Annotated in this window: 20 protein-coding genes and 1 pseudogene; 8 read left to right on the top strand and 13 right to left on the bottom strand. The window is 71.6% G+C overall.

What is annotated here, in order from left to right; all coding sequences use genetic code 11:
- Window positions 1-28 precede the first annotated feature (28 nt).
- Entirely contained in the window at window positions 29-1,048 is a 1,020-nt protein-coding gene (locus HCN51_RS23920; protein WP_168011701.1) for an LLM class flavin-dependent oxidoreductase, read from the top strand.
- Between the two features lie 15 nt (window positions 1,049-1,063).
- Here the strand turns inward: HCN51_RS23920 and HCN51_RS23915 are convergent, their stop codons facing one another.
- The 4 genes from HCN51_RS23915 to HCN51_RS23900 all read right to left on the bottom strand — a co-directional run bounded on the left by HCN51_RS23915 (window position 1,064) and on the right by HCN51_RS23900 (window position 5,188).
- Complete coding sequence (locus tag HCN51_RS23915) at window positions 1,064-1,927, bottom strand: ABC transporter ATP-binding protein (protein ID WP_168011700.1); 864 nt, start codon at window positions 1,925-1,927, stop codon at window positions 1,064-1,066.
- A complete protein-coding gene (locus HCN51_RS23910; protein ID WP_168011987.1) occupies window positions 1,903-2,727 on the bottom strand; it encodes an ABC transporter permease in 825 nt (274 codons plus the stop codon). Before HCN51_RS23910 ends, HCN51_RS23915 begins: the two co-directional genes overlap by 25 nt.
- The gene (locus HCN51_RS23905) at window positions 2,727-3,764 is read right to left on the bottom strand and encodes an ABC transporter substrate-binding protein (protein ID WP_206067654.1); all 1,038 of its coding nucleotides are present in this window, start codon (window positions 3,762-3,764) and stop codon (window positions 2,727-2,729) included. The genes HCN51_RS23910 and HCN51_RS23905 overlap by 1 nt, the downstream gene beginning before the upstream one ends.
- Window positions 3,765-3,847: 83 nt before the next feature.
- Window positions 3,848-5,188, bottom strand: a complete 1,341-nt coding sequence (locus tag HCN51_RS23900; RefSeq protein ID WP_168011698.1) for an LLM class flavin-dependent oxidoreductase — start codon at window positions 5,186-5,188, stop codon at window positions 3,848-3,850.
- A gap of 182 nt (window positions 5,189-5,370) precedes the next feature.
- Between HCN51_RS23900 and HCN51_RS23895 the strand changes: the two genes are divergently transcribed.
- A complete protein-coding gene (locus HCN51_RS23895; RefSeq protein WP_168011697.1) occupies window positions 5,371-6,429 on the top strand; it encodes an LLM class flavin-dependent oxidoreductase in 1,059 nt (352 codons plus the stop codon).
- A gap of 22 nt (window positions 6,430-6,451) precedes the next feature.
- Here the strand turns inward: HCN51_RS23895 and HCN51_RS23890 are convergent, their stop codons facing one another.
- Window positions 6,452-6,661 carry a winged helix-turn-helix transcriptional regulator gene (locus HCN51_RS23890; RefSeq protein WP_240973199.1) on the bottom strand — a complete coding sequence of 70 codons (210 nt, stop codon included), beginning with the start codon at window positions 6,659-6,661 and terminating at the stop codon, window positions 6,452-6,454.
- Between HCN51_RS23890 and HCN51_RS23885 the strand changes: the two genes are divergently transcribed.
- Window positions 6,635-7,186 (top strand): Rossmann-fold NAD(P)-binding domain-containing protein, encoded by a 552-nt coding sequence (locus HCN51_RS23885; protein WP_168011696.1) that lies wholly within the window; start codon window positions 6,635-6,637, stop codon window positions 7,184-7,186. The two genes, HCN51_RS23890 and HCN51_RS23885, sit on opposite strands and share 27 nt — an antisense overlap.
- Here the strand turns inward: HCN51_RS23885 and chrA are convergent.
- The 3 genes from chrA to HCN51_RS23870 all read right to left on the bottom strand — a co-directional run bounded on the left by chrA (window position 7,107) and on the right by HCN51_RS23870 (window position 9,434).
- Window positions 7,107-8,465: a chromate efflux transporter gene (chrA, locus tag HCN51_RS23880; RefSeq protein WP_168011695.1), complete on the bottom strand. Its 1,359-nt coding sequence runs from the start codon at window positions 8,463-8,465 to the stop codon at window positions 7,107-7,109. The genes HCN51_RS23885 and chrA overlap by 80 nt on opposite strands.
- 61 nt (window positions 8,466-8,526) lie before the next feature.
- Window positions 8,527-8,958: a chromate resistance protein ChrB domain-containing protein gene (locus tag HCN51_RS23875; protein ID WP_168011694.1), complete on the bottom strand. Its 432-nt coding sequence runs from the start codon at window positions 8,956-8,958 to the stop codon at window positions 8,527-8,529.
- On the bottom strand, window positions 8,955-9,434 hold the full coding sequence (locus HCN51_RS23870; protein ID WP_206067646.1) for a Chromate resistance protein ChrB: 480 nt from the start codon (window positions 9,432-9,434) through the stop codon (window positions 8,955-8,957). The genes HCN51_RS23875 and HCN51_RS23870 overlap by 4 nt, the downstream gene beginning before the upstream one ends.
- Before the next feature lie 99 nt (window positions 9,435-9,533).
- Here HCN51_RS23870 and HCN51_RS23865 point away from each other — a divergent pair, with 99 nt between their 5' ends.
- Window positions 9,534-10,298, top strand: coding sequence for a helix-turn-helix domain-containing protein (locus tag HCN51_RS23865; protein ID WP_168011693.1), 765 nt, complete (start codon window positions 9,534-9,536; stop codon window positions 10,296-10,298).
- Here HCN51_RS23865 and HCN51_RS23860 read toward each other — a convergent pair.
- From HCN51_RS23860 to HCN51_RS23850, 3 genes are all read right to left on the bottom strand, one after another.
- On the bottom strand, window positions 10,280-10,858 hold the full coding sequence (locus HCN51_RS23860) for a dihydrofolate reductase family protein (RefSeq protein ID WP_168011692.1): 579 nt from the start codon (window positions 10,856-10,858) through the stop codon (window positions 10,280-10,282). The genes HCN51_RS23865 and HCN51_RS23860 overlap by 19 nt on opposite strands.
- Window positions 10,859-10,960: 102 nt before the next feature.
- Window positions 10,961-11,656, bottom strand: a complete 696-nt coding sequence (locus HCN51_RS23855) for a glycoside hydrolase family 12 protein (RefSeq protein WP_168011691.1) — start codon at window positions 11,654-11,656, stop codon at window positions 10,961-10,963.
- A gap of 116 nt (window positions 11,657-11,772) precedes the next feature.
- A complete protein-coding gene (locus tag HCN51_RS23850; protein WP_168011690.1) occupies window positions 11,773-12,864 on the bottom strand; it encodes a glycoside hydrolase family 53 protein in 1,092 nt (363 codons plus the stop codon).
- Window positions 12,865-13,300: 436 nt separating this feature from the next.
- On the opposite strand from HCN51_RS23850, the gene HCN51_RS23845 reads away from it, so the two are divergent.
- The 3 genes from HCN51_RS23845 to HCN51_RS23835 all read left to right on the top strand — a co-directional run bounded on the left by HCN51_RS23845 (window position 13,301) and on the right by HCN51_RS23835 (window position 17,324).
- Window positions 13,301-13,858 carry a hypothetical protein gene (locus tag HCN51_RS23845; protein WP_168011689.1) on the top strand — a complete coding sequence of 186 codons (558 nt, stop codon included), beginning with the start codon at window positions 13,301-13,303 and terminating at the stop codon, window positions 13,856-13,858.
- Window positions 13,858-15,825 (top strand): S8 family serine peptidase, encoded by a 1,968-nt coding sequence (locus tag HCN51_RS23840; RefSeq protein WP_168011688.1) that lies wholly within the window; start codon window positions 13,858-13,860, stop codon window positions 15,823-15,825. Before HCN51_RS23845 ends, HCN51_RS23840 begins: the two co-directional genes overlap by 1 nt.
- 596 nt (window positions 15,826-16,421) lie before the next feature.
- Entirely contained in the window at window positions 16,422-17,324 is a 903-nt protein-coding gene (locus HCN51_RS23835; protein ID WP_168011687.1) for a phosphotransferase, read from the top strand.
- 8 nt (window positions 17,325-17,332) lie between these two features.
- Here the strand turns inward: HCN51_RS23835 and HCN51_RS59635 are convergent, their stop codons facing one another.
- Together HCN51_RS59635 and HCN51_RS61450 are read right to left on the bottom strand one after the other, a co-directional pair.
- The gene (locus tag HCN51_RS59635; protein WP_346433774.1) at window positions 17,333-17,473 is read right to left on the bottom strand and encodes a LuxR C-terminal-related transcriptional regulator; all 141 of its coding nucleotides are present in this window, start codon (window positions 17,471-17,473) and stop codon (window positions 17,333-17,335) included.
- 11 nt (window positions 17,474-17,484) lie between these two features.
- Complete coding sequence (locus HCN51_RS61450) at window positions 17,485-17,616, bottom strand: hypothetical protein (RefSeq protein ID WP_277350073.1); 132 nt, start codon at window positions 17,614-17,616, stop codon at window positions 17,485-17,487.
- Between the two features lie 308 nt (window positions 17,617-17,924).
- Between HCN51_RS61450 and HCN51_RS23825 the strand changes: the two are divergent.
- Window positions 17,925-18,195: pseudogene (locus HCN51_RS23825) on the top strand (hypothetical protein); the annotation flags it as partial.

Raw genomic sequence — 18,195 nt, 5'->3', positions numbered from 1 at the left:
TGAAATGCAGGACTAAGGAGGAACGTCCATGCCACTGCCCTCGCGACCGCTGCGCAAGCTGGGCTTCTTGACGATCGGGCTGTTCGACGAGGCGGACCCGCGCCGGGGCCACGAGTCGACGCTCGAGATCATCCAGCTGGGCGAGCAGCTGGGCTTCGACAGCGCGTGGGTGCGGCACCGCCACCTGCAGTACGGGATCTCCTCCCCCGTCGCCGTCCTGGCGGCGGCCTCCCAGCGCACCAGCCGCATCGAGCTGGGCACCGCGGTCATCCCCCTGGGCTGGGAGAACCCGCTGCGGCTCGCCGAGGACCTGGCCACCGTGGACGTCCTGTCCGGTGGCCGCCTCAACCCGGGCGTCAGCGTCGGTCCGCCCCTCCACTACGACCGCGTCAAGGACGCCCTCTACCCCGGCACCGGGGACGCCGAGGACTTCGGCTACGAACGCGTCCGGCGGCTGCTCGGCTTCGTCCGCGGCGAGCCGGCCACCGGCTTTCGCGGCGCCGACGGCTTCGAGGTCTTCTCCGACCGGGTCCAGCCCTACTCCCCTGGCCTCGGCAGCCGCATGTGGTACGGCGGCGGCAGCCTGCGCTCGGCCCGCTGGGCGGGCGAACACGGCATGAACTTCCTGACCAGCAGCGTCGTGAAGGCCGAGGAGTCGGAGGACTTCGCCGAGATCCAGCTCTCCCACGTGCGGGAGTTCCGCGCGCACCACCCCGACGGCGAGCGCGCCCGCGTCTCGCAGGGCCTGGTCGTGATCCCCACGGACTCGGCCTCGTCCGGGCAGCGCGCCAAGTACAAGGAGTACGCCGACCGGCGCACGCCCCGCACGTCCTCACCGCAGGGGCCGGCCCGGATGATGTTCGCGCCCGACCTCGTCGGCAGCTCCGCCGAGATCGCCGAGCGGCTCTACGACCATGCCGCCTTCCGGGAGATCGACGAGGTCGCGTTCGCGCTGCCGTTCACGTTCGAGCACGAGGACTACGTGCAGATTCTCACCGACCTCGCCACCGGGCTCGGCCCCGCGCTCGGCTGGCGGCCCCGGCACTAGAGACTCTTCCGCCGATCACCCGTCGCGGTGCGGGCGGCCGTCCCTCCTGCTCGCGGGCACCTCTCCGACGCCGAGCGCCCGCAGCAGCTCCGCCCGGACCTCGGCGGCGCTCCGGGCGACGTCCAGGCGCTGCTCGGCGGCGATCCTGCCATGGTCGAGCACGAGCACGCGGTCGGCCAGCGCGATGGCCTCGTCCACGTCGTGGGTGACCAGCAGCACGGCCGGCCGGTGCTCCTCGAACAGCCGGCGCAGCAGGCCGTGCATCTTGAGCCTGGTCAGGGCGTCGAGCGCGCCGAACGGCTCGTCTGCCAGCAGCAGCCGGGGCTCCCGGACGAGGGAGCGCGCCAGCGCCACCCGCTGCTGCTCCCCGCCGGACAGCTCGTTGGGCCAGGCCCGCTCCCGCCCGGCCAGACCCACCTCCGCCAGGCTCCGCCGGCCGCGCTCCACGGCGCCGTCGAGACCCAGGATCACGTTGTCCAGCACCCGCTGCCACGGCAGCAGCCTGGCGTCCTGGAACACCACCGACACCTGCTCGGGCACCTCGACGAGACCGGCCCCGGCGACGTCCGCGTCGAGGCCGGCCAGGGCCCGCAGCAGCGTGCTCTTGCCCGACCCGCTCTGCCCGAGCAGGGCCACGAACTCCCCCGGCGCGATCTCCAGATCGAGGCCGTCCAGGACCGCGCGCTCACCGTACAGGCGGGTCAGGCCCTTGACGCGGATCGGCTCGCCGGCGCGCGTCGTCACGATGGCGCCCTCCTTCCCGCTCAGCTCGCCGGCGCGCGTCGTCACGATGGCGCCCTCCTTCCCGCTCAGCTCGCCGGCGCGCGTCGCCACGACGGCGCCCTCCTTCCCGCTCAGCTCGCCAGCGTGCGTCGCCATGACAGCGCCTTCCTTTCCACCAGGCGCACCCCTGCGTCGGAGAAGAGGCCGAGCAGGCCGTACAGGACGATGCCGACGAGGATCACGTCGGTCTGCCCGTACGTCCGCGCGAGGTCCATCATGTAGCCGATGCCGGTGGTGGCGTTGATGAGCTCGGCCACCACCAGGAACAGCCACGCCGTGGTGACCGCGAAGCGCATGCCGAGCAGGAACCCCGGCAGCGCGCCCGGCAGGACCACCTTCCTGATGAACGCGCCGCGCCCGAGGTCGACGGTCTCGGCCAGCTCGACGTAGCGGCTGTCGATGCTGCGCAGCCCGTTGTGGGTGTGGATGTAGATCGGCACGAGCACGCCCAGGGCGATCATGGTGATCTTCATGCCCTCGCCGATGCCCAGCCACAGGATGAGGAGCGGCATGAGCGCGAGCGCCGGGATGGCCCGCTTGATCTGGATCGGCCCGTCGATCAGGGCCTCACCCCACCGGCTCAGCCCCGACACCAGCGCGAGCAGGGTGCCGAGCGGCACGCCGAACGCCAGCCCGAGTGCCACCCGCTGGACGGAGGCCAGCAGGTTGGTCTGCAGGCGGCCGGATTCGACCAGGTCGGCCGCGGTGGTGACCACGGTCCACGGCGCCGACAGGAAGCGCGGATCCAGCAGGCCGGTCGCCGAGGCAACCGTCCAGATCGCGAGCAGCAGGAGCGGGCCCGCCAGGAAGCCGAGCCTGATCCGCGGGCCGGGCCGCAGCCGGCGCCGCTTGCGCGTGCGGACGTCCACGGCCGGGCGGGAGGCGACGAGCGTCATCACGCACCATCCTTGATCGCGTCCGCGCCCACCGTCTGGTAGCGCAGGTCGTACAGGTCCTCGGCCTTCAGCGGCGGGTTGCCGGTCTCCTTGGCCAGGATGTCGATGGTCTCCTGGTGCCTGGCGATCGCGTCGGACCAGTCGGCGGGGATGTCCGGCTCGCCCGCCAGCTCGGCCAGGTACCGGCCGTCGGCGGCGCTGAGCCCCTGGTCCTTGACGTAGTAGCCGGCGATCCACTCCTCCGGGTGCTCGTAGACCCAGCGGGCGGCCCTGGCCCAGGCGGCGACGTACTCGCGGATCGCGGCCGCCTTGGCCGGGTCCTGGAGCGTCTTCGTCCGTACGTACAGGTGGCTCGGGTCATCGCGCAGGCCGTGGCGGATGGTCGTGGCGCCGTCCTTGCCGAACTTGGCGGTGTAGCGGCGGATGTTGACGCCGCCGATCGGGGCCACGTCCACCTGCCTGGAGGCCAGGGCGTTGGGGTAGACGTCGCCGGTGCTCGGCAACTCGACCAGGGTGACGTCGTCCTTCGTCAGGCCGGCCTGGTGGAGCACCTTGAGGACGAGCGCGCCCTGCGCCTGGCCCGGGCTGTAGGCGATCTTCTTGCCGCGCAGGTCCGCGAGGGTCTTGACGGTCACGCCCGGGGCTATGCCGAGCTCGTACGTCGGGTGCTGGAGCGGATCCTTCCGGAACTTGGACGCGACGATCTTCACGGGCAGGCCCGTCCAGGTGGCGTGGATGGGCGGGATCTCCGCGACCGCGCCCACGTCGAGCGCGTCGGCCCGGAACGCCTCGCTGGTCTGGGGGCCGCCGCTGATGTTGGCCCACTCGATGGCGAACGAGAACGTGTCGATCTCGCCGGACAGCTGCAGCGCCACCTTGGTGGCCGGGTCTCCGACGATCAGCTTGGTGCCCTTGGGGACGGTGACCGGCAGCGGCGCGTCGGCCGCGAGCGCCGCCGCCGCGGTGTTGCGCTGCTCGCCGCCTCCGGCACATCCGGTCAAGGCCGCCAGCAGGAGCACGGCGAGCGCGGGTCTCATGAGAGCGGGAACAGGCATACGGCGTGGCCTTTCACGTGCGAACATGCGGATCCTTCGATGCGGGCGGGCCCGGCGTTCCTTCATCAGGGCAGCGCGGCCACCAATTCCGCGGCGCCTCGGGTCGCGTAGCGGGAGGCGGGGCGCGGCAGGCCGTAGTTTCCGCGCAGGGTGCGGCTCTCGTACTCGTGCCGGAACAGGCCCCTGCGCCGCAGCTCCGGCACGACGTGGTCGACGAAGTCGGCCAGGCCGCTGGGCAGGAGCGGAGGCATGATGTTGAAGCCGTCGGCGGCCCCGCCCTCGAACCATTCCTGGATCTCGTCGGCGATCCGCTCCGGCGTGCCCGCCACCACGCGGTGGCCGCGGCCGCCGGCCAGGCGGGCGAGGAGCTGCCTGACCGTGAGGTCCTCCCGCCTGGCCAGGTCGACGACGAGCTTGCGGCGGCTCTGCGCGCCCTCGGTCTCCAGGGGGACGTCCGGGAGCGGGCGGTCCAGCGCGTCCTCGGTCAGCTCGATGCCGGTCAGGTGGGAGAGCTGGCTCAGTCCGTACGCGGGGATGATGAGCTCTTCCAGCTCCCGTTCCAGCCGGCGCGCCTCGTGCTCGGTGGAGCCGATGATCGGCGAGATGCCCGGCAGCACGAGCAGGTCTCCGGGCTGCCTGCCGTGCGCGGCCAGGCGGCGCTTCAGGTCGGCGTAGAACTCCCGCGCCTCCGGCAGGGTCTGCTGGGCGGTGAAGACGGCCTCGGCGAACCGCGCGGCGAACTCCTTGCCGTCCTCCGACGAGCCGGCCTGCACCAGGAGCGGGTGGCCCTGGGGCGGGCGCCGGGTGTTCAGGGGGCCGCGCACCCGGAAGTGCTCGCCCGCGTGCTCGATCGGGTGGATCTTGCTGGTGTCGGCGTAGAGCCCGGCCGCGCGGTCGTCCAGGACGGCGTCGTCCTCCCAGCTGTCCCAGAGCTTGGTGACGACGTCCAGGAACTCGGTGGCCCGGGCGTAGCGGGTGGCGTGTGGCGGCCGTTCGACGCCGAAGTTGTGCGCTTCGGCCTCGCTGGCGGAGGTGACGATGTTCCAGCCGGCCCGGCCGCCGCTGATGTGGTCGAGCGAGGCGAACTTGCGGGCGACGTGGTACGGCTCGTTGTAGGTGGTCGACACGGTGGCGATGAGGCCGACGTGCTCGGTGACGGCGGCCAGCGCCGACAGCAGCGTCAGCGGTTCCAGGCCGCCGAGCGCGTTGTGCCGGACGTTGCCCCGCAGGGCGACGCCGTCGGCCAGGAAGACCGAGTCCAGCCTGCCGCGTTCGGCGATCCGGGCGAGGTCCTGGTAGTGCCGGACGTCGGCGATTTTGGCCGGCTCGGTACGGGGGTGCCGCCAGGCGGCCTCGTGATGGCCGACGCCCATGAGGAAGGCGTTGAGGTGGAGCTTTCTCGTCATGTGGTCCTCCGGGTGGAGAAGCGACGCTCGATCCTGCGCGGAGCGTGGTGAAGAGCTTCGCCGGCGGGCCGGCCGGGTGCGGTTCCCGAACTTACGAGCCCGGTTTCGTAAAGTCAATATTTCCTACTTGATATACATGGTTTATGGTGACCCGTAGAACCACCGAGCAGGAAGAGCGACCGATGAACCTCCAGCTCCTCTGGTACATCCCCAACCAGGCGCAGCCCGGCCACCGCGGCGACGCCGTCACCGCCGACCACAACAGCCTGGAGACCCTCACCACGCAGGCCAGGGCCCTGGAGGAGCACGGGTGGGGCGGGGCGCTCATCGGCACCGGCTGGGGACGGCCCGACACCTTCACGGTCGCCACGGCGCTGGCGGCGCGCACCACGACGTTCCAGCCGCTGATCGCGGTGCGGCCCGGTTACTGGCAGCCGGCCCAGCTCGCCTCCGCCGCCGCCACGCTCGACCACCTCACCGGGGGCCGGGTGCTGATCAACATCGTGTCGGGCAAGGACGACCTGGCCGCGTACGGCGACCGCGAAGGGGACCAGGCCCACCGCTACGCCCGCACCAGAGAGTTCCTCCGGATCGTCCGCAAGCTGTGGACCGAGGAGAACGTCACCTACCGCGGCGAGCACTTCACCGTCACCGGCTCCACCGTCGTGCCGCGCACCGTCGCCCGCGATGACCGCCGGCACCCCCGGCTCTACTTCGGCGGCGCCTCCGAAGCCGCCGAGCGGGTGGCCGCCACCGAGGCCGACGTCCAGCTCTTCTGGGGTGAGCCGCTCGACGACGTCGCCGAGCGGATCGACCGGCTCAAACGGCTCGGCGAGAAGCTGGGCCGCGAGCTGCCTCCGCTGGAGTTCGGGCTCCGGGTCACCACGGTCGTCCGCGACACCACCGGCCAGGCGTGGGCCGACGCCGAGGCCAAGGTCGCCCAGATGGCGAGCGGCGGCATCGCCCGCGACCCCAACCGGTTCACCGCCGTCGGCCAGCAGCGGCTGCTCGACCTGGCGGCACGGGGTGACGTGCTCGACGACAACCTCTACACCGCTCCCGGCAAGGTCGGCGGCGGCGGCGCGGGCACCACGTGGCTGGTCGGCTCGGCCGAGGACGTGGCGAAGTCGCTGCGCAAGTACCAGGCCCTCGGCATCACCCACTTCGTCCTCTCCGACACCCCCTACCTGCCGGAGATCAAGCGCCAGGGAGACCTGCTGCTACCGCTGCTGCGCGGCTGAGCACAGCGTCCGGCGCGCCACGTCACCGGCCGCCGATTCGCTCAGGGGCCGTGTCGCGGGGATAGCGGGCCCGCACGGCGGGGCCGGCGGCCGGGCCCGCGGCGAAGACGTAGGCGTCGCTGTCGTTGCCCCAGGCTGCCATCGCGACGATGACCGGCCGCAGCGAGCGGCCCAGGTCGGTCAGCACGTACTCGTGGCGCACCGGATGGGTCTGGTACGGGTGCCGCTCCAGGATGCCGTCGGCGACCAGGGCCTTGAGCCTGCTGGAAGAGATGCCCAGGTTCTTTCGGCGGCATCGACGTGCTGGTCAACAACGCCGGGCACGGCTGGTACGGCTCCGTCGAGGGCATGGACGAGGCGCGGCGCGTTCCGTACCCGCGCCTACGCCCACTTCGACGACCAGCCCGCCACCGAGACGATCGAGGACTACCGGCCGATGCTCGACGCCGTCCGCGCGACGATGGTCGCGCAGGACGGCAAGCAGCCGGGAGAGCCGGTCAGGGGCGCGCGAGCGGTGGACGCGGCGGTCGGCGGCGCCGACACGCCCCGGCGTCTGGTGCTCGGCGGCCCCGGCTACGAGGCGGTGACCCGCGAGCTGGAGGCGACGCTCGCCGACGTGCGGGCCCGTGAGCAGGTCTCCCGCTCGGCCGACCACCCCGCTGCTCGGCGAGCGGGCGTCACCAGGGCAGGAGCACCGTGCCGATGCCGAGCAGCGCACAGATGCCCAGGATGCGCAGCATCGGCCATTTCAGCATGAACGTCATGACCAGCGCGGCCACGGTGATGACGACGGCGACCAGGTTGAGGGTGCCGAGGTCGGGGACCTGCGTGTCGAACGGCCCCCACGCCCAGGTGAAGGTCCGGCCGAACAGGGTGTGCTGGGCGAAGTACACCGCCAGGTTCGCGATGACGCCGACCACCGAGGCGGTGATGCCGGTCAGCGCCGCGCTGATGGCGGCGTTGTGCCGCAGCTTCTCGACGTGGGGGGCGCCGAGGAAGATGAACAGGAAGCACGGCACGAACGTCACCCACGTCGTCAGCAACGCCCCCAGCAGCGCGCCCGCCCACGGCGTCAGCGCGCCGGGGTCGCGGTAGGCGCCGAGGAACGCGACGAACTGCACCACCATGATCAGCGGCCCCGGGGTGGTCTCGGCCAGCGCCAGGCCGCGCACCATCTCCCCCGGCGTCAGCCAGCCGTAGACCTCCACGGCCCGCTGGGCGACGAACGCCAGCACGGCGTACGCGCCGCCGAAGGTGACCAGCGCGGTGCCGGAGAAGAACAACCCCTGGGTGGTGAACACGCTGTCCGTACCGAGGAAGAGCGCTACCGCCGCCACCGGCACCCACCACACGACCAGCCCGATCGCCAGGATCCTGCCGGCCGACCGCCAGCTCGGCCGGGCGTGGTGCAGGGCGTCGTCGGGGATCAGCGGTGCCGGGCCGCCGTCGCCGCCGTGCCCGTTCGAGCGCTTGAAGACGTGCGGCGCCAGCCGGTGCATCAGCCACCCGGCCAGGCCCGCGACGGCCACCACGACCGGGAACGGCACCCCGAACAGCGCGAGCGCGACGAAGGCGGCCACGGCCAGGGCGACGAACAGCGGGTGGGTGAGCGAGCGCTTGGCGACCCGGATGACGGCCTGGGCGACGATGGCCAGCACGGCCGGCGCGATGCCCGCGAACAGCGCGGTCACCACCGTGGTGTCCTGCCACAGGATGTAGACGACCGACAGGAGCAGCAACGCCACCATGCCGGGCAGCACGAACAGCGTCCCGGCCACCAGCCCGCCCCGGGTGCCGTTGAGCAGCCAGCCGACGTAGATGGCGAGCTGCTGCGCCTCCGGGCCGGGCAGCAGCATGCAGTAGTTGAGCGCGTGGTTGAAGCGCTGCTGCCCGATCCAGCGTTTCTCCTCCACGAGCGTGCGCTGCATGACGGCGATCTGCCCGGCCGGGCCGCCGAACGTCTGCAACGAGATCAGGAACCAGGCCAGCACCGCCTGCCGGAACGGGATCACATCACGGGTGGCTTCGATCGTCATGGCAACCTTCCGGAGAGCAGGTGGACGGGCGTCAGGATCGCCGGGGAGGCCGGCCGGCGCGTCACGCCGGCTCCCGCCCCAGCAGCAGGGCGCGCCGGTGGAACTCGTACAGGCCGTCGAAGATCGGCCCGGTGATCTCCAGCACCCGCTCGTCGTCGCAGATCATCGACAGCCCGCGCAGGATCACGTCCACCCCCGGAGCCTCGGGCGCGTCGAAGCGCTCGTCGTCGAGGTCGGCCTCGTGCACGATCTCGGCCAGCTTCCACAACACCGGATCGTCCAGCTCGTACCGCCGCAGGATCGTCTCGAAGCTGCAGTCGCCGCCATGATGGGACAACTCGGCCCCGCGCATGTCGAACGGCGTCGCGTCCGAAGGCACCAGCGCCGGATCGTCCACGAACACGAACTCGGCCTGCGCATCGAGGTGCCGCCGGATCAACCAGGCGCATGCCGCCCGGTCGATGTGCACCCCTGCCCGCGTCGCCCATCTCATCCGGCGCCCTCCACCACCTGCACCAGCGCACGCACCGCCCGCTGCGCCGCCTCCCGCTCGACCGGCGGGAAGTGGTCACGCCGGCCGATCCGGCGCAGCTCGGCCTGCAACCGCTTGATGGTCCGGCTCCGCTCCCCCGGCGGCGCCGACGCGGCCGCCTCGGCCTGCTCGGCCACCGCCCGGTACTCCGCCGCCCGCGCCCGCCGCATCTCCTCGGCGATCGCCTTCTCCTGCGCGGCGCTGCCGGGCACGGCCAGCCACACGGTGGCGCTGCCGCCCATCTCGCCGATCTCCTCGGCGATCCAGTCCAGTTGCTCCCGGGTACGAGCGTCGGCGGGCAACGCCACCAGCCCGTCACCGAGCCGCGCCACGCCGAGCCGGTCGAGCTTGCGCCAGATCGTGATCCGCAGCGTGGACGGCTGGCGCGGGATCCGGTACGCGAGCAACACCCACTGCCCACTGCCAGTTGTAACCACGGTTACATACTAGATCCCTGTGCGGCTCCCCGTCACCACCCCGCGAGGTGCCGCGCTCAGGAGCGTCGCGGCTGAGCGAAGGGACGTATCGTTCATCCCGTGGAACTGCGCTTCAAGACGCGCGAATCGGACTCGCCGTGGGTCGACACCGTGTGGACGTGCACGAGCGAGCAGGTCACCACGATGACGTCCGTCGCCGGGGTGCGCTGGGGGCTGGTGTTCTGGGAGCAAGCCGGGCAGGCGTACACGACCATCACCGGCCCCGAGACCCGGGCCGGGACGGCGCCGGTACCGGAGGGCGCGAGGTTCACCGGCATCGACTTCGCCGTGGGCACCTCGTTACGGGCCGTGCCCACGCCGGCGCTGGTCGATGCCGGCATCGTGCTGCCCGACACCACGCGCCGGACGTTCCGGCTGGACGGGACGCGCTGGGAGACGCCCGGCCCCGACGACGCCGAGGCGCTGGTCGAGCGGCTCGTCCGGGCCGGGATCGTGGTGCGTGACCCGCTGTGCGGCGAGATGCTGCGGGGTCACCGCCCGGCCGTGTCGGGGCGCACGGTCGAGCGCCGCTTCCGGGCCGCGACCGGGCTGACGCAGGGCGCCGTCCGGCAGATCGAGCGGGCCCGCACGGCGGCGCGGCTGCTGGCCTCCGGCGGCGCCGCCGCCGACGTCGTCGCCAAGCTCGGCTACTGCGACGAGCCGCACCTGGCCCGCGCCCTGCGCTCCTACGTCGGACGTACGGTCGGGCAGCTGCGCGCGGGCACCGGCGGCGCGATCGGCCTCGACCTGGATCCGCGCCTCGACCTCAATCAGCGCCTCGACCTGGGCCAGCGCCTCGATCCGGGTCAGCGTTTGACGTCGTAGACCAGCTTCAGGATCCCGTTCGCGTAGCTGTCCGACTCCCGCAGCGTCAGCATGTACTTGTCCCGGTCGGCCCGGCCGAACAGGCTCTTGCCCGCCCCGAGCAGCACGGGGAAGACGAGCAGGTTGTACTGGTCGATCAGGCCCTCGTCCGACAGCCGCCGGGCCAGCTCCGCGCTGCCGTGGATGAAGATCGCGCCGCCCTCGCTCTCCTTGAGCGCGGCGACGTCCTCGGTCGAACGCAGGATCGTGATCGGCCCCCACCCGTCGATGACGGCGTCGTCGGACAGCGTGGCCGACACCACGTACTTGGGCAGCTCCTTGTAGTCGGCGTGATCCGGCGAGTTGGGCCAGGTCTGCGCGAACGACTCGTAGCTGCGGCGGCCGAACATCAGCGCCGTCGTCTCGGCCAGCTCCTCACCCTTCAGCGTCCAGGCTTCCGGGACGAACTCGAGATCCTTGAACACCCACCCGCCGCTGCGGTGCTCCTCCCCCGGCCCGCCGCCGGGAGAGTCGACGACGCCGTCGAGCGACATGAAACCGGTGTAGACCAACTTACGCACTGTGCTGTCTCCTCATGCTCGGGCGAGCTGCCGGGTCCACGCTAGATCATGGCCGTGGTCGCCGTCTTGAACGAAAACGACAACAGCGCCGCCGGAACGCGGTCAGGTGGCGGTGATGGTCAGGTTGTTGGTGACGAAGTCCTTGCCGCCGGCCGACGAGGTGATCTCGTAGCCGAACTGCACGTTGCCGATGGTGACGTCGCCGAACCAGCCGCGGTTGCGGATCCAGGCGCAGATGGCCTTGATGTCGACGGTGCCGGAGGCGGTGTTGGTGGTGCGGACGAAGGAGTAGACGGCGTTGTGGCCGTTGGAGCCGCGGTAGACGTTCCAGGTGTGGCCGCCGACCGTGGCCGTGGCCTGGAAGGTGCCGAGCGGTCCGACCGCGCCGTACTTGTTCATCCAGAGCATGATCTCGTGCTGGTTGTCGCTGGACCACACGTCGTAGGCGCTGGTGAAGGCGACCCCGCTGGTGGGCACGGTGACGTTGAAGGTGCTGCTCAGGGTGCCGAGGGCGCTGACGGGCCGGCCGGACCAGCGGGTGGAGTTGGGGTAGGCCTTGACGCCGCCGGTGTTGGGATGGTTGGCCCACACGCCCCAGTTGGTGGCGGAGTCGGCCCAGACGCACTGCGGGCCGGCGCCGGAGCCCCAGATGTTGTTGTAGAGGGTGTAGCCGCTGCTGGACCAGGTGGCCCACTGGTCGCACGACGACCAGACGGCGGCCTGCGCCGGAGCGGACACGAGGCCGGACAGGATGATCGTCAGCCCTGCCGCGAGGGAGGCCAGGCTTCTGCGGGTCATGAGCTTCGTTCCTTTCGGCAGACGGACGGTGCGAAGGACAGCGCCTGGTCGCGGACCGCCTCGGTGACCGGTCCCGCGATCCGGCGGGCACCCGGGGCCAGGACGGGGCGTGGAGGTCACGGTGTCCAGCGGACGCCGGGGTTGATGTGGCCGGTCCAGTTGAAGACGGCCATGTTGTCCCACCCGTCGCCGCTGGTGGCGAGGTCGGCCGGGTCCCAGCCGTTGCCGGGGACGGCGTACCAGGTCGGCTCCCAGTAGAAGACGCCGATGGCGCCGGCGTTGCGCGCGGTGCTCTGCACCGCCGCGAACTGCGCGCCCTGCCCCTGCCAGGTGAGGCCGTACCCGGAGCAGCCCGAGGTGACCGCGTTGGGGGTGGAGTCGGCGTCGTCGGCGGTGAACGGGTAGGCGGTCTCGGCGATGACCACGCTCTTGCCGTAGCGGGCGCGCAGGTCGGCGATGACGGTGGACAGGTTGGACAGCGTGCCGTGCCACATGCAGTAGTACGACAGGGCGGTGATGTCCCAGGGGACGCCTTTGGCGCGGATGCCGTCGTAGAACCAGCGGGCGGAGGTCAGGCTCCCGGCCAGGGCCGTGTGGATGATCACTTGGGTGCCGGAGTTGCACGCCTTGGTGGCGTTGTAGCCGGCCTTGAGGAGCAGGCTCAGGTTGGTGGAGTCGTTGTTGACGACCTTGCCGTCGTTCCACAGCATGCCGGTGTTGATCTCGTTGCCGATCTGCACGCTGTCGGGGGTGGTGCCCTGGGCCTTGAGCGCGGTGCACACGTCGTAGGTGTGGTTGTAGACGTCGGTCTGCAGCTGGGCGATGCCGTGGCCGGCCCAGGCGGCGGGCTTGTCCTGCTTGCCGGGGTCGGCCCAGGTGTCGGAGTAGTGGAAGTCGACCATGAGTTTCAGGCCCTTGGCCTTGATCGCCCTGGCCTGCTGCAGCACCTTGGCCTTGTTGTTGTAGCCACTGGCCGGGTTGTGCCAGATCCGCAGCCGGGCGTAGTTGACGCCGGCTCCCTTGAGGATGTCGAGGGGGTCTCGCCGGGCACCGCCGGCGTCGTAGTACGTGGCGCCCAGGTCGAGCGCGCGTTGCAAGGTGGAGACGTCGGCGCCGAGCATGCTGAGCGATGCGGCGGCGTGGGCGGGCTGCCCGGCGGGGACGGTCGCGGCGGCGCACAACGCCAGCACCACCAAGATCCTTCTCATGGATCCTCCGAGGTGAGGACAGGGCTGCGATCAGGGCGCTCTGTGAACGTGCACAGTAACCCGGGAAACGACGCAGCTGGAAGGAATCGCCTGCAACACGTGCAGCCACCCGCTCATCGACAACGGGCCCTCGATCGAGGGCACAGGTGCCGCCATCTGCGCCTGAACGCTCCCACGGCGATCGAAGCGCCCATCCCGGGCCGGCATGAAAGTTCCATCGGGCGCGTAGCCACCGTGCACGTTCACAGAGCCTGAGGGATCGGTGTTTCGGCCATGCGCGGATATGTCACTTATTGTGGCGATCCGTATTGCTCTGATCGGTCATAAAGCCACTGCACTGGCGATACAGGACTGTAAGCACTACGGAAAGTAACCAACATGCCGAGAAATGGAAATAAAAGAGGTGACCATATCGGCAATCCAAGGAGACGCCTCCATGGCTCCCCCCAACCCCGTCCACGGCTCACCCCCCACCGACCAGGAGCTGCTGCTCATCCACCAGGTCACCGGCACGTTCCTGCAGTCGGAGAACCAGACTGACGACACCCTCAACGACGAGGTGCAGAACGAGAACCACTGGCCGCTGCCCACCAACAAGTCCGTGGTGTGGCAGCTCCACAAGGTCGACCTGGGCGAAGGCCGGACGACGTATCTGATCGAGAACCGCGCCAAGGGCCACTACCTCACCTTCCGCCCCGGCAACACCCCGGCGGAGATCCCCACCCTCTCCCCTGTGCTGCGGCAGCGCAACGGCGACACCGGCAGCTCCGACCAGCGCTGGGACTTCCACCCGATCCCCGGCACCGACGCGGCCTACTGGGCGATCATGCCGCACGACTACGACACCTACGCCCTGAGCGTCTACAACAACCACCTGGCGGACGACCAGTGGATCGTCCCCACCCCCACCTGGAACGGGCCGCCGGCGCTCGCGCACGCGTGGGGCGTCGTCCTGCGGCACCGCTCCGGGACCGAGGCGAGCAGCAAGATCTGATGACGAGCATCTCGATCAACGGCTACTCCTTCGACCCCGTCCTGGACGCCGCGCGGCTGCCCGGCCCCGCCGCCACCGGGGGCGAGCACGTCCTGGTGCAGGTGGAGGGCCTGCTGACCGGCCCGCGCAGGGCCGAGCTGACCGGCATGGGCGTGGAGATCGCCGAGTACGTGCCCGACGACGCCTACCTGTGCCGCTACCGCGCCGCGGACCTCGGCGCCCTGCGCGCCCTGCCGTACGTGCGCTGGGCCGGCCACTACCACGCCGCCCTGAAGATCGAGCCCGCCGTGCCGGGCGGCCTGCCGGGGGCCACGCCCCCGCTGCCGCCCGGCCCGGTCGAGGTGGTCTTCCACGAGGGCGTGGACCCGGCCGCGCCCGGCCTGTCCGAGCGGCTGGCCGCCTGGACGCCGCGGGTCGGCGCGCACAAGGCCCGCATGACCCTGACCGGGGACGCGATCCGAGAGCTGGCCACCTGGGACGAGGTGCGCCTGATCCGCCGCGTCCCCCGGTACGGCCCGGTCAACAACGTCGCCCGCGTGGTGCTCAACGCCGACGTCCGCGTCGCCGACGCGACCTACCAGGGCGAGGGCCAGGTGATCGGCGTGGCCGACACCGGTCTCGACAAGGGCTCCGCCACCGACGTGCATCCGGCCTTCGCCGGACGGGTGGCCCGGCTGTACGCGCTCGGCCGGCCGGGCCGGGCCGACGATCCGCACGGCCACGGCACGCACGTGTCCGGGTCCGTCCTCGGCAGCGTCGACTCGCCGCGGATGGGCGGCCGGATCGAGGGCACCGCGCCGCGCGCCCGCCTGGTGCTGCAGTCCGTCCTCGACGACGACGGCGAGTGGAGCGGCCTGCCGGAGGACATGCGCGAGCTGTTCGCGCCGGTCTACGACGCCGACGGGGTGCGCGTGCACAACAACTCGTGGGGCCTGCGCGAGCCCGGGCTGCCGTACGACACGGCGGCGTGGGAGCTCGACGACTTCGTCTGGCACCACCCCGACATGGTGATCTGCTTCGGCGCCGGCAACGACGGCGTGGACGCCGACGGCGACGGCGTCGTCGATCCCGGCTCGGTCGGCTCGCTGGCCGCGGCGAAGAACTGCATCACGGTCGGCGCCACCGAGAACGCCCGCCCCGACATCCCGATCGCCTACGGCGACCAGCACGCCGACCACTTCCCCGCCGAGCCCATCCGCTCCGACCGGATCGCCGACGCCCCGCACGGCATGGCCGCCTTCAGCAGCCGCGGCCCGACCAGGGAGGGCCGCTACAAGCCGGACGTGGTCGCCCCCGGTACCAGCGTCCTGTCCGCGCAGTCGCGCGTCGCCGAGCCCACCACCTCGGCCGGCGTCTCCCGCGACCCGCTGCTGTCGTTCAAGAACGGCACCAGCATGGCGTGCCCGCTGGTCAGCGGCTGCGCCGCGGTCGTGCGGGAGAGCCTGATCGCGAACGGCACCCCGCAACCCTCGGCGGCGCTGGTCAAGGCCCTGCTCATCAACGGCGCCGTCGAGCTGACCGGCCAGTACGCCCCCAGCGAGGCGGGCAGCAGCCCCAACCACGACTCCGGCTTCGGCCGGGTCGACCTCGCCCGCGCCATCGTCGTCCCCGGCCGCTCCCGCGACGCGGGCTTCCTCCAGGGCGACCCGCTCGACCAGGAGCAGGAGCACAGCACGACGATCACGGTGCCGGAGCGGGCCCGCAGCACCGGCGCCACGCTGAAGGTCACCCTCGTCTGGACCGACCCGCCCGGCGCCGGCCTGCAGAACGACCTCGACCTCATCGTGCGCGCCGGCGGCGGCGAGCGCCACGGCAACATGGGCAGCGGTGCCGGCTACGACCGCCGCAACAACGTCGAGCAGGTCTGCTGGAGCGGCGTCCCCACCGGTCAGGCCGTCATCACGGTCCGCGCCCACCGCATCACGCGCGGCCCCCAGCCGTACGCGATCGCCTGGCGCGTCACCTGACAGACCCTGCGAACCTGGCCGGCCGGCCCATCTTCGGGCGCGGGCGTGCCGGCGACGATGAGAGGGGTGGCGCGAGATGCGCAGGACCGCCGCCCGCGCCTCCGGGAGGAGTACGTCTCATGCCCTCTCTCCGTCCGGCCCGCGCGTCGCGGACCGAGCAGGTGGAGCGCTTCCAGCAGGTGGCCTCCGACGCGTTCGCCCCCATGCGCATCCGCCCCACCGGCCCGGGACCCGACGGGAAGCTGCACGGCGCCCGGTCCGGCGGTCCACTCGCCTCCGATCAGCATGTCCGTACGCATCTTGCGACCTCTCCTGTTCACCTACGCGGACCGGTGAGACCTCCTTCGCCCGTCGCCATGGACGCACCGTACGACGGGCCGGGAGGGGCGAATCTCCAGTGCGCGCACGGGCGCTCTCCAACGCACGCACCCCGGCCGGGCATGGACGAGCAGGGGTACCCGCGCCGCGACCGGAGACCGAGGGGTCGTTCGGCATGGACGGCAAGTACTTGCCCTACCAGTGGTGACCGGCCCCGGGGGGCGAGGACGCCCAAAAGCAGTCGCCTCGCCGGGTGGTCCGGCGCGAAGATCTCCGGTGTGACGCTGCATGAGAACGAGGTGCCGATCGACGAGGCGACGGCCGGGGCGCTCCTGAGGGAGCAGTGCCCGCAGTGGGCCGGCCTGCCGTTGTCGCCGGCGGGGACGGGCACGGACAACGTCATGTACCGGCTCGGTGACGACCTGCTCGTGCGGCTGCCGCGAACGGCGGAGAAGGCGCGCTCGGTGCGCAAGGAGCAGGAGTGGCTGCCCCGGCTGGCGCCGCAGCTCGCGCGGGCGGTCCCGGAGCCGGTGCATGCCGGGGCGCCGGGCGCGGCGTTCCCGCTCGCCTGGTCGGTCTACCGCTGGATCGACGGGGACGAGGCCCGGCACGACACCGTCCACGACTGGGCCGCCTTCGGCGCCGACCTGGCGGCGTTCGTACGGGAGCTGCACGGCATCGACCTGAGGGGCGCGACGCGTGCGGGCGACCTCAGCTGGTACCGCGGAGGCCGCCTCCAGGACTGCGACGCGTGGGTCGCCCCGTGTTTCGCCGACTGCCGGATCGCCTCCGACGCGACGCTCGACGCCGAGACCCTGCAACGGCTGTGGCGGGCCGCGCTCGCCCTGCCCGAGCCCTCCGGGGCGCACGTGTGGCTGCACGGCGACCTCAAACCCACCAACCTCCTGGTGCGGGAGGGCAAGCTGCACGCGGTCATCGACTTCGGGTGCCTGTCGGTCGGTTTCCCCGACGCCGAGCACGCCACCGTCTGGGACCTGCCGCCCCAAGCGCGGCAGGCCTACCGCGACGCCCTCGACCTCGACGATCTGGTCTGGGCGCGCGCCAGGGCCTGGGCGATCGCGGTGGGCATCACCGGAGTCTCGTACTACTGGCACACCTATCCCGCCTTCGTCGCCGAATGCCGGGCCCGGCTTCAGGCGATCGTCGCGGCAGAGGCTTGAGAGCACGGTCACGGGGTGTCGTGGGTGACGAGCCCGTGCTCGTGCGCGTAGATCGCCGCGTGCACGCGGGTCCGGAGGCCGAGCTTGGTGAGGATCCGGTTGACGTGGGCCTTGACCGTGCCCTCCTCGAGGGTGCACGCGGCGGCGATCTCGCCGTTGCTCAGCCCCGGGCCAGCAGGCGCAGCACGTGGTGCTCGCGCGGGGTCAGCAGGTCGAGCTCGGGGGTGGCGGGGCGCGGGGACAGCGCGGCGAGGCGGCTGATCAGGCGGCCGGTGACCTGCGGGTCGATCAAGCCCCTGCGATGATCGTCTCCTTCATGGCACCTCAGCCTGGCCGACGGACCTCGCGCCGGTCGTCCACCTTTCGCTAGATCCTCGGGCCCGGTATTTGTCTGTCTTCTGGCGTAATGTCACATCGCGGGGCCTTCGCGCCTGTTAGATTCCGTTGTCATGATCAAGGAGAGGCGCGTCAGCGGCCCGGCCACGGGCCGTTGAGGCGCGCGGGGTTGCTCCACGGGGGTCTGTTCCAGGTACAGCGAGGCAGGACCGATCGAGCAGCCCGGCGGGCCCGGCGACGTGCCGATCGACGAAGAGGAGCAATGTGCTGAGAAGAACTCCCCTGCTCGCCGCCATCCTGATGATGATGGCGACGTTACTGGCGGTCCCCATGGCGGGGGCGGCCGGCGCGGAGGCGGACGAGCAGGACGTCACGGATGCCGTCGGCAGGCGCGGCATCACCTGGGGGCCGTGTGAGGAGGAGCCGAGCGTCGAGTGCGGCACGCTGGCCGTGCCGATCGACTGGTCCCGGCCGTACGGGCCGACCGTCAACCTGGCCGTGGCCCGGCGCAAGGCCACCGACCCGTCCGCCCGCG

Source organism: Nonomuraea composti, assembly GCF_012034275.1.
Classification (GTDB): domain Bacteria; phylum Actinomycetota; class Actinomycetes; order Streptosporangiales; family Streptosporangiaceae; genus Nonomuraea; species Nonomuraea composti.
This window is presented reverse-complemented; position numbering and strand designations above follow the sequence as displayed.

Coding starts and splice junctions, on each gene's coding strand:
- HCN51_RS23920 (WP_168011701.1), top strand. CDS start 29: ATGCCACTGCCCTCGCGACCGCTGCGCAAGCTGGGCTTCTTGACGATC.
- HCN51_RS23915 (WP_168011700.1), bottom strand. CDS start 1,927: ATGGCGACGCACGCTGGCGAGCTGAGCGGGAAGGAGGGCGCCGTCGTG.
- HCN51_RS23910 (WP_168011987.1), bottom strand. CDS start 2,727: ATGACGCTCGTCGCCTCCCGCCCGGCCGTGGACGTCCGCACGCGCAAG.
- HCN51_RS23905 (WP_206067654.1), bottom strand. CDS start 3,764: ATGAGACCCGCGCTCGCCGTGCTCCTGCTGGCGGCCTTGACCGGATGT.
- HCN51_RS23900 (WP_168011698.1), bottom strand. CDS start 5,188: ATGACGAGAAAGCTCCACCTCAACGCCTTCCTCATGGGCGTCGGCCAT.
- HCN51_RS23895 (WP_168011697.1), top strand. CDS start 5,371: ATGAACCTCCAGCTCCTCTGGTACATCCCCAACCAGGCGCAGCCCGGC.
- HCN51_RS23885 (WP_168011696.1), top strand. CDS start 6,635: ATGGGTCTGGTACGGGTGCCGCTCCAGGATGCCGTCGGCGACCAGGGC.
- chrA (WP_168011695.1), bottom strand. CDS start 8,465: ATGACGATCGAAGCCACCCGTGATGTGATCCCGTTCCGGCAGGCGGTG.
- HCN51_RS23875 (WP_168011694.1), bottom strand. CDS start 8,958: ATGAGATGGGCGACGCGGGCAGGGGTGCACATCGACCGGGCGGCATGC.
- HCN51_RS23855 (WP_168011691.1), bottom strand. CDS start 11,656: ATGACCCGCAGAAGCCTGGCCTCCCTCGCGGCAGGGCTGACGATCATC.
- HCN51_RS23850 (WP_168011690.1), bottom strand. CDS start 12,864: ATGAGAAGGATCTTGGTGGTGCTGGCGTTGTGCGCCGCCGCGACCGTC.
- HCN51_RS23845 (WP_168011689.1), top strand. CDS start 13,301: ATGGCTCCCCCCAACCCCGTCCACGGCTCACCCCCCACCGACCAGGAG.
- HCN51_RS23840 (WP_168011688.1), top strand. CDS start 13,858: ATGACGAGCATCTCGATCAACGGCTACTCCTTCGACCCCGTCCTGGAC.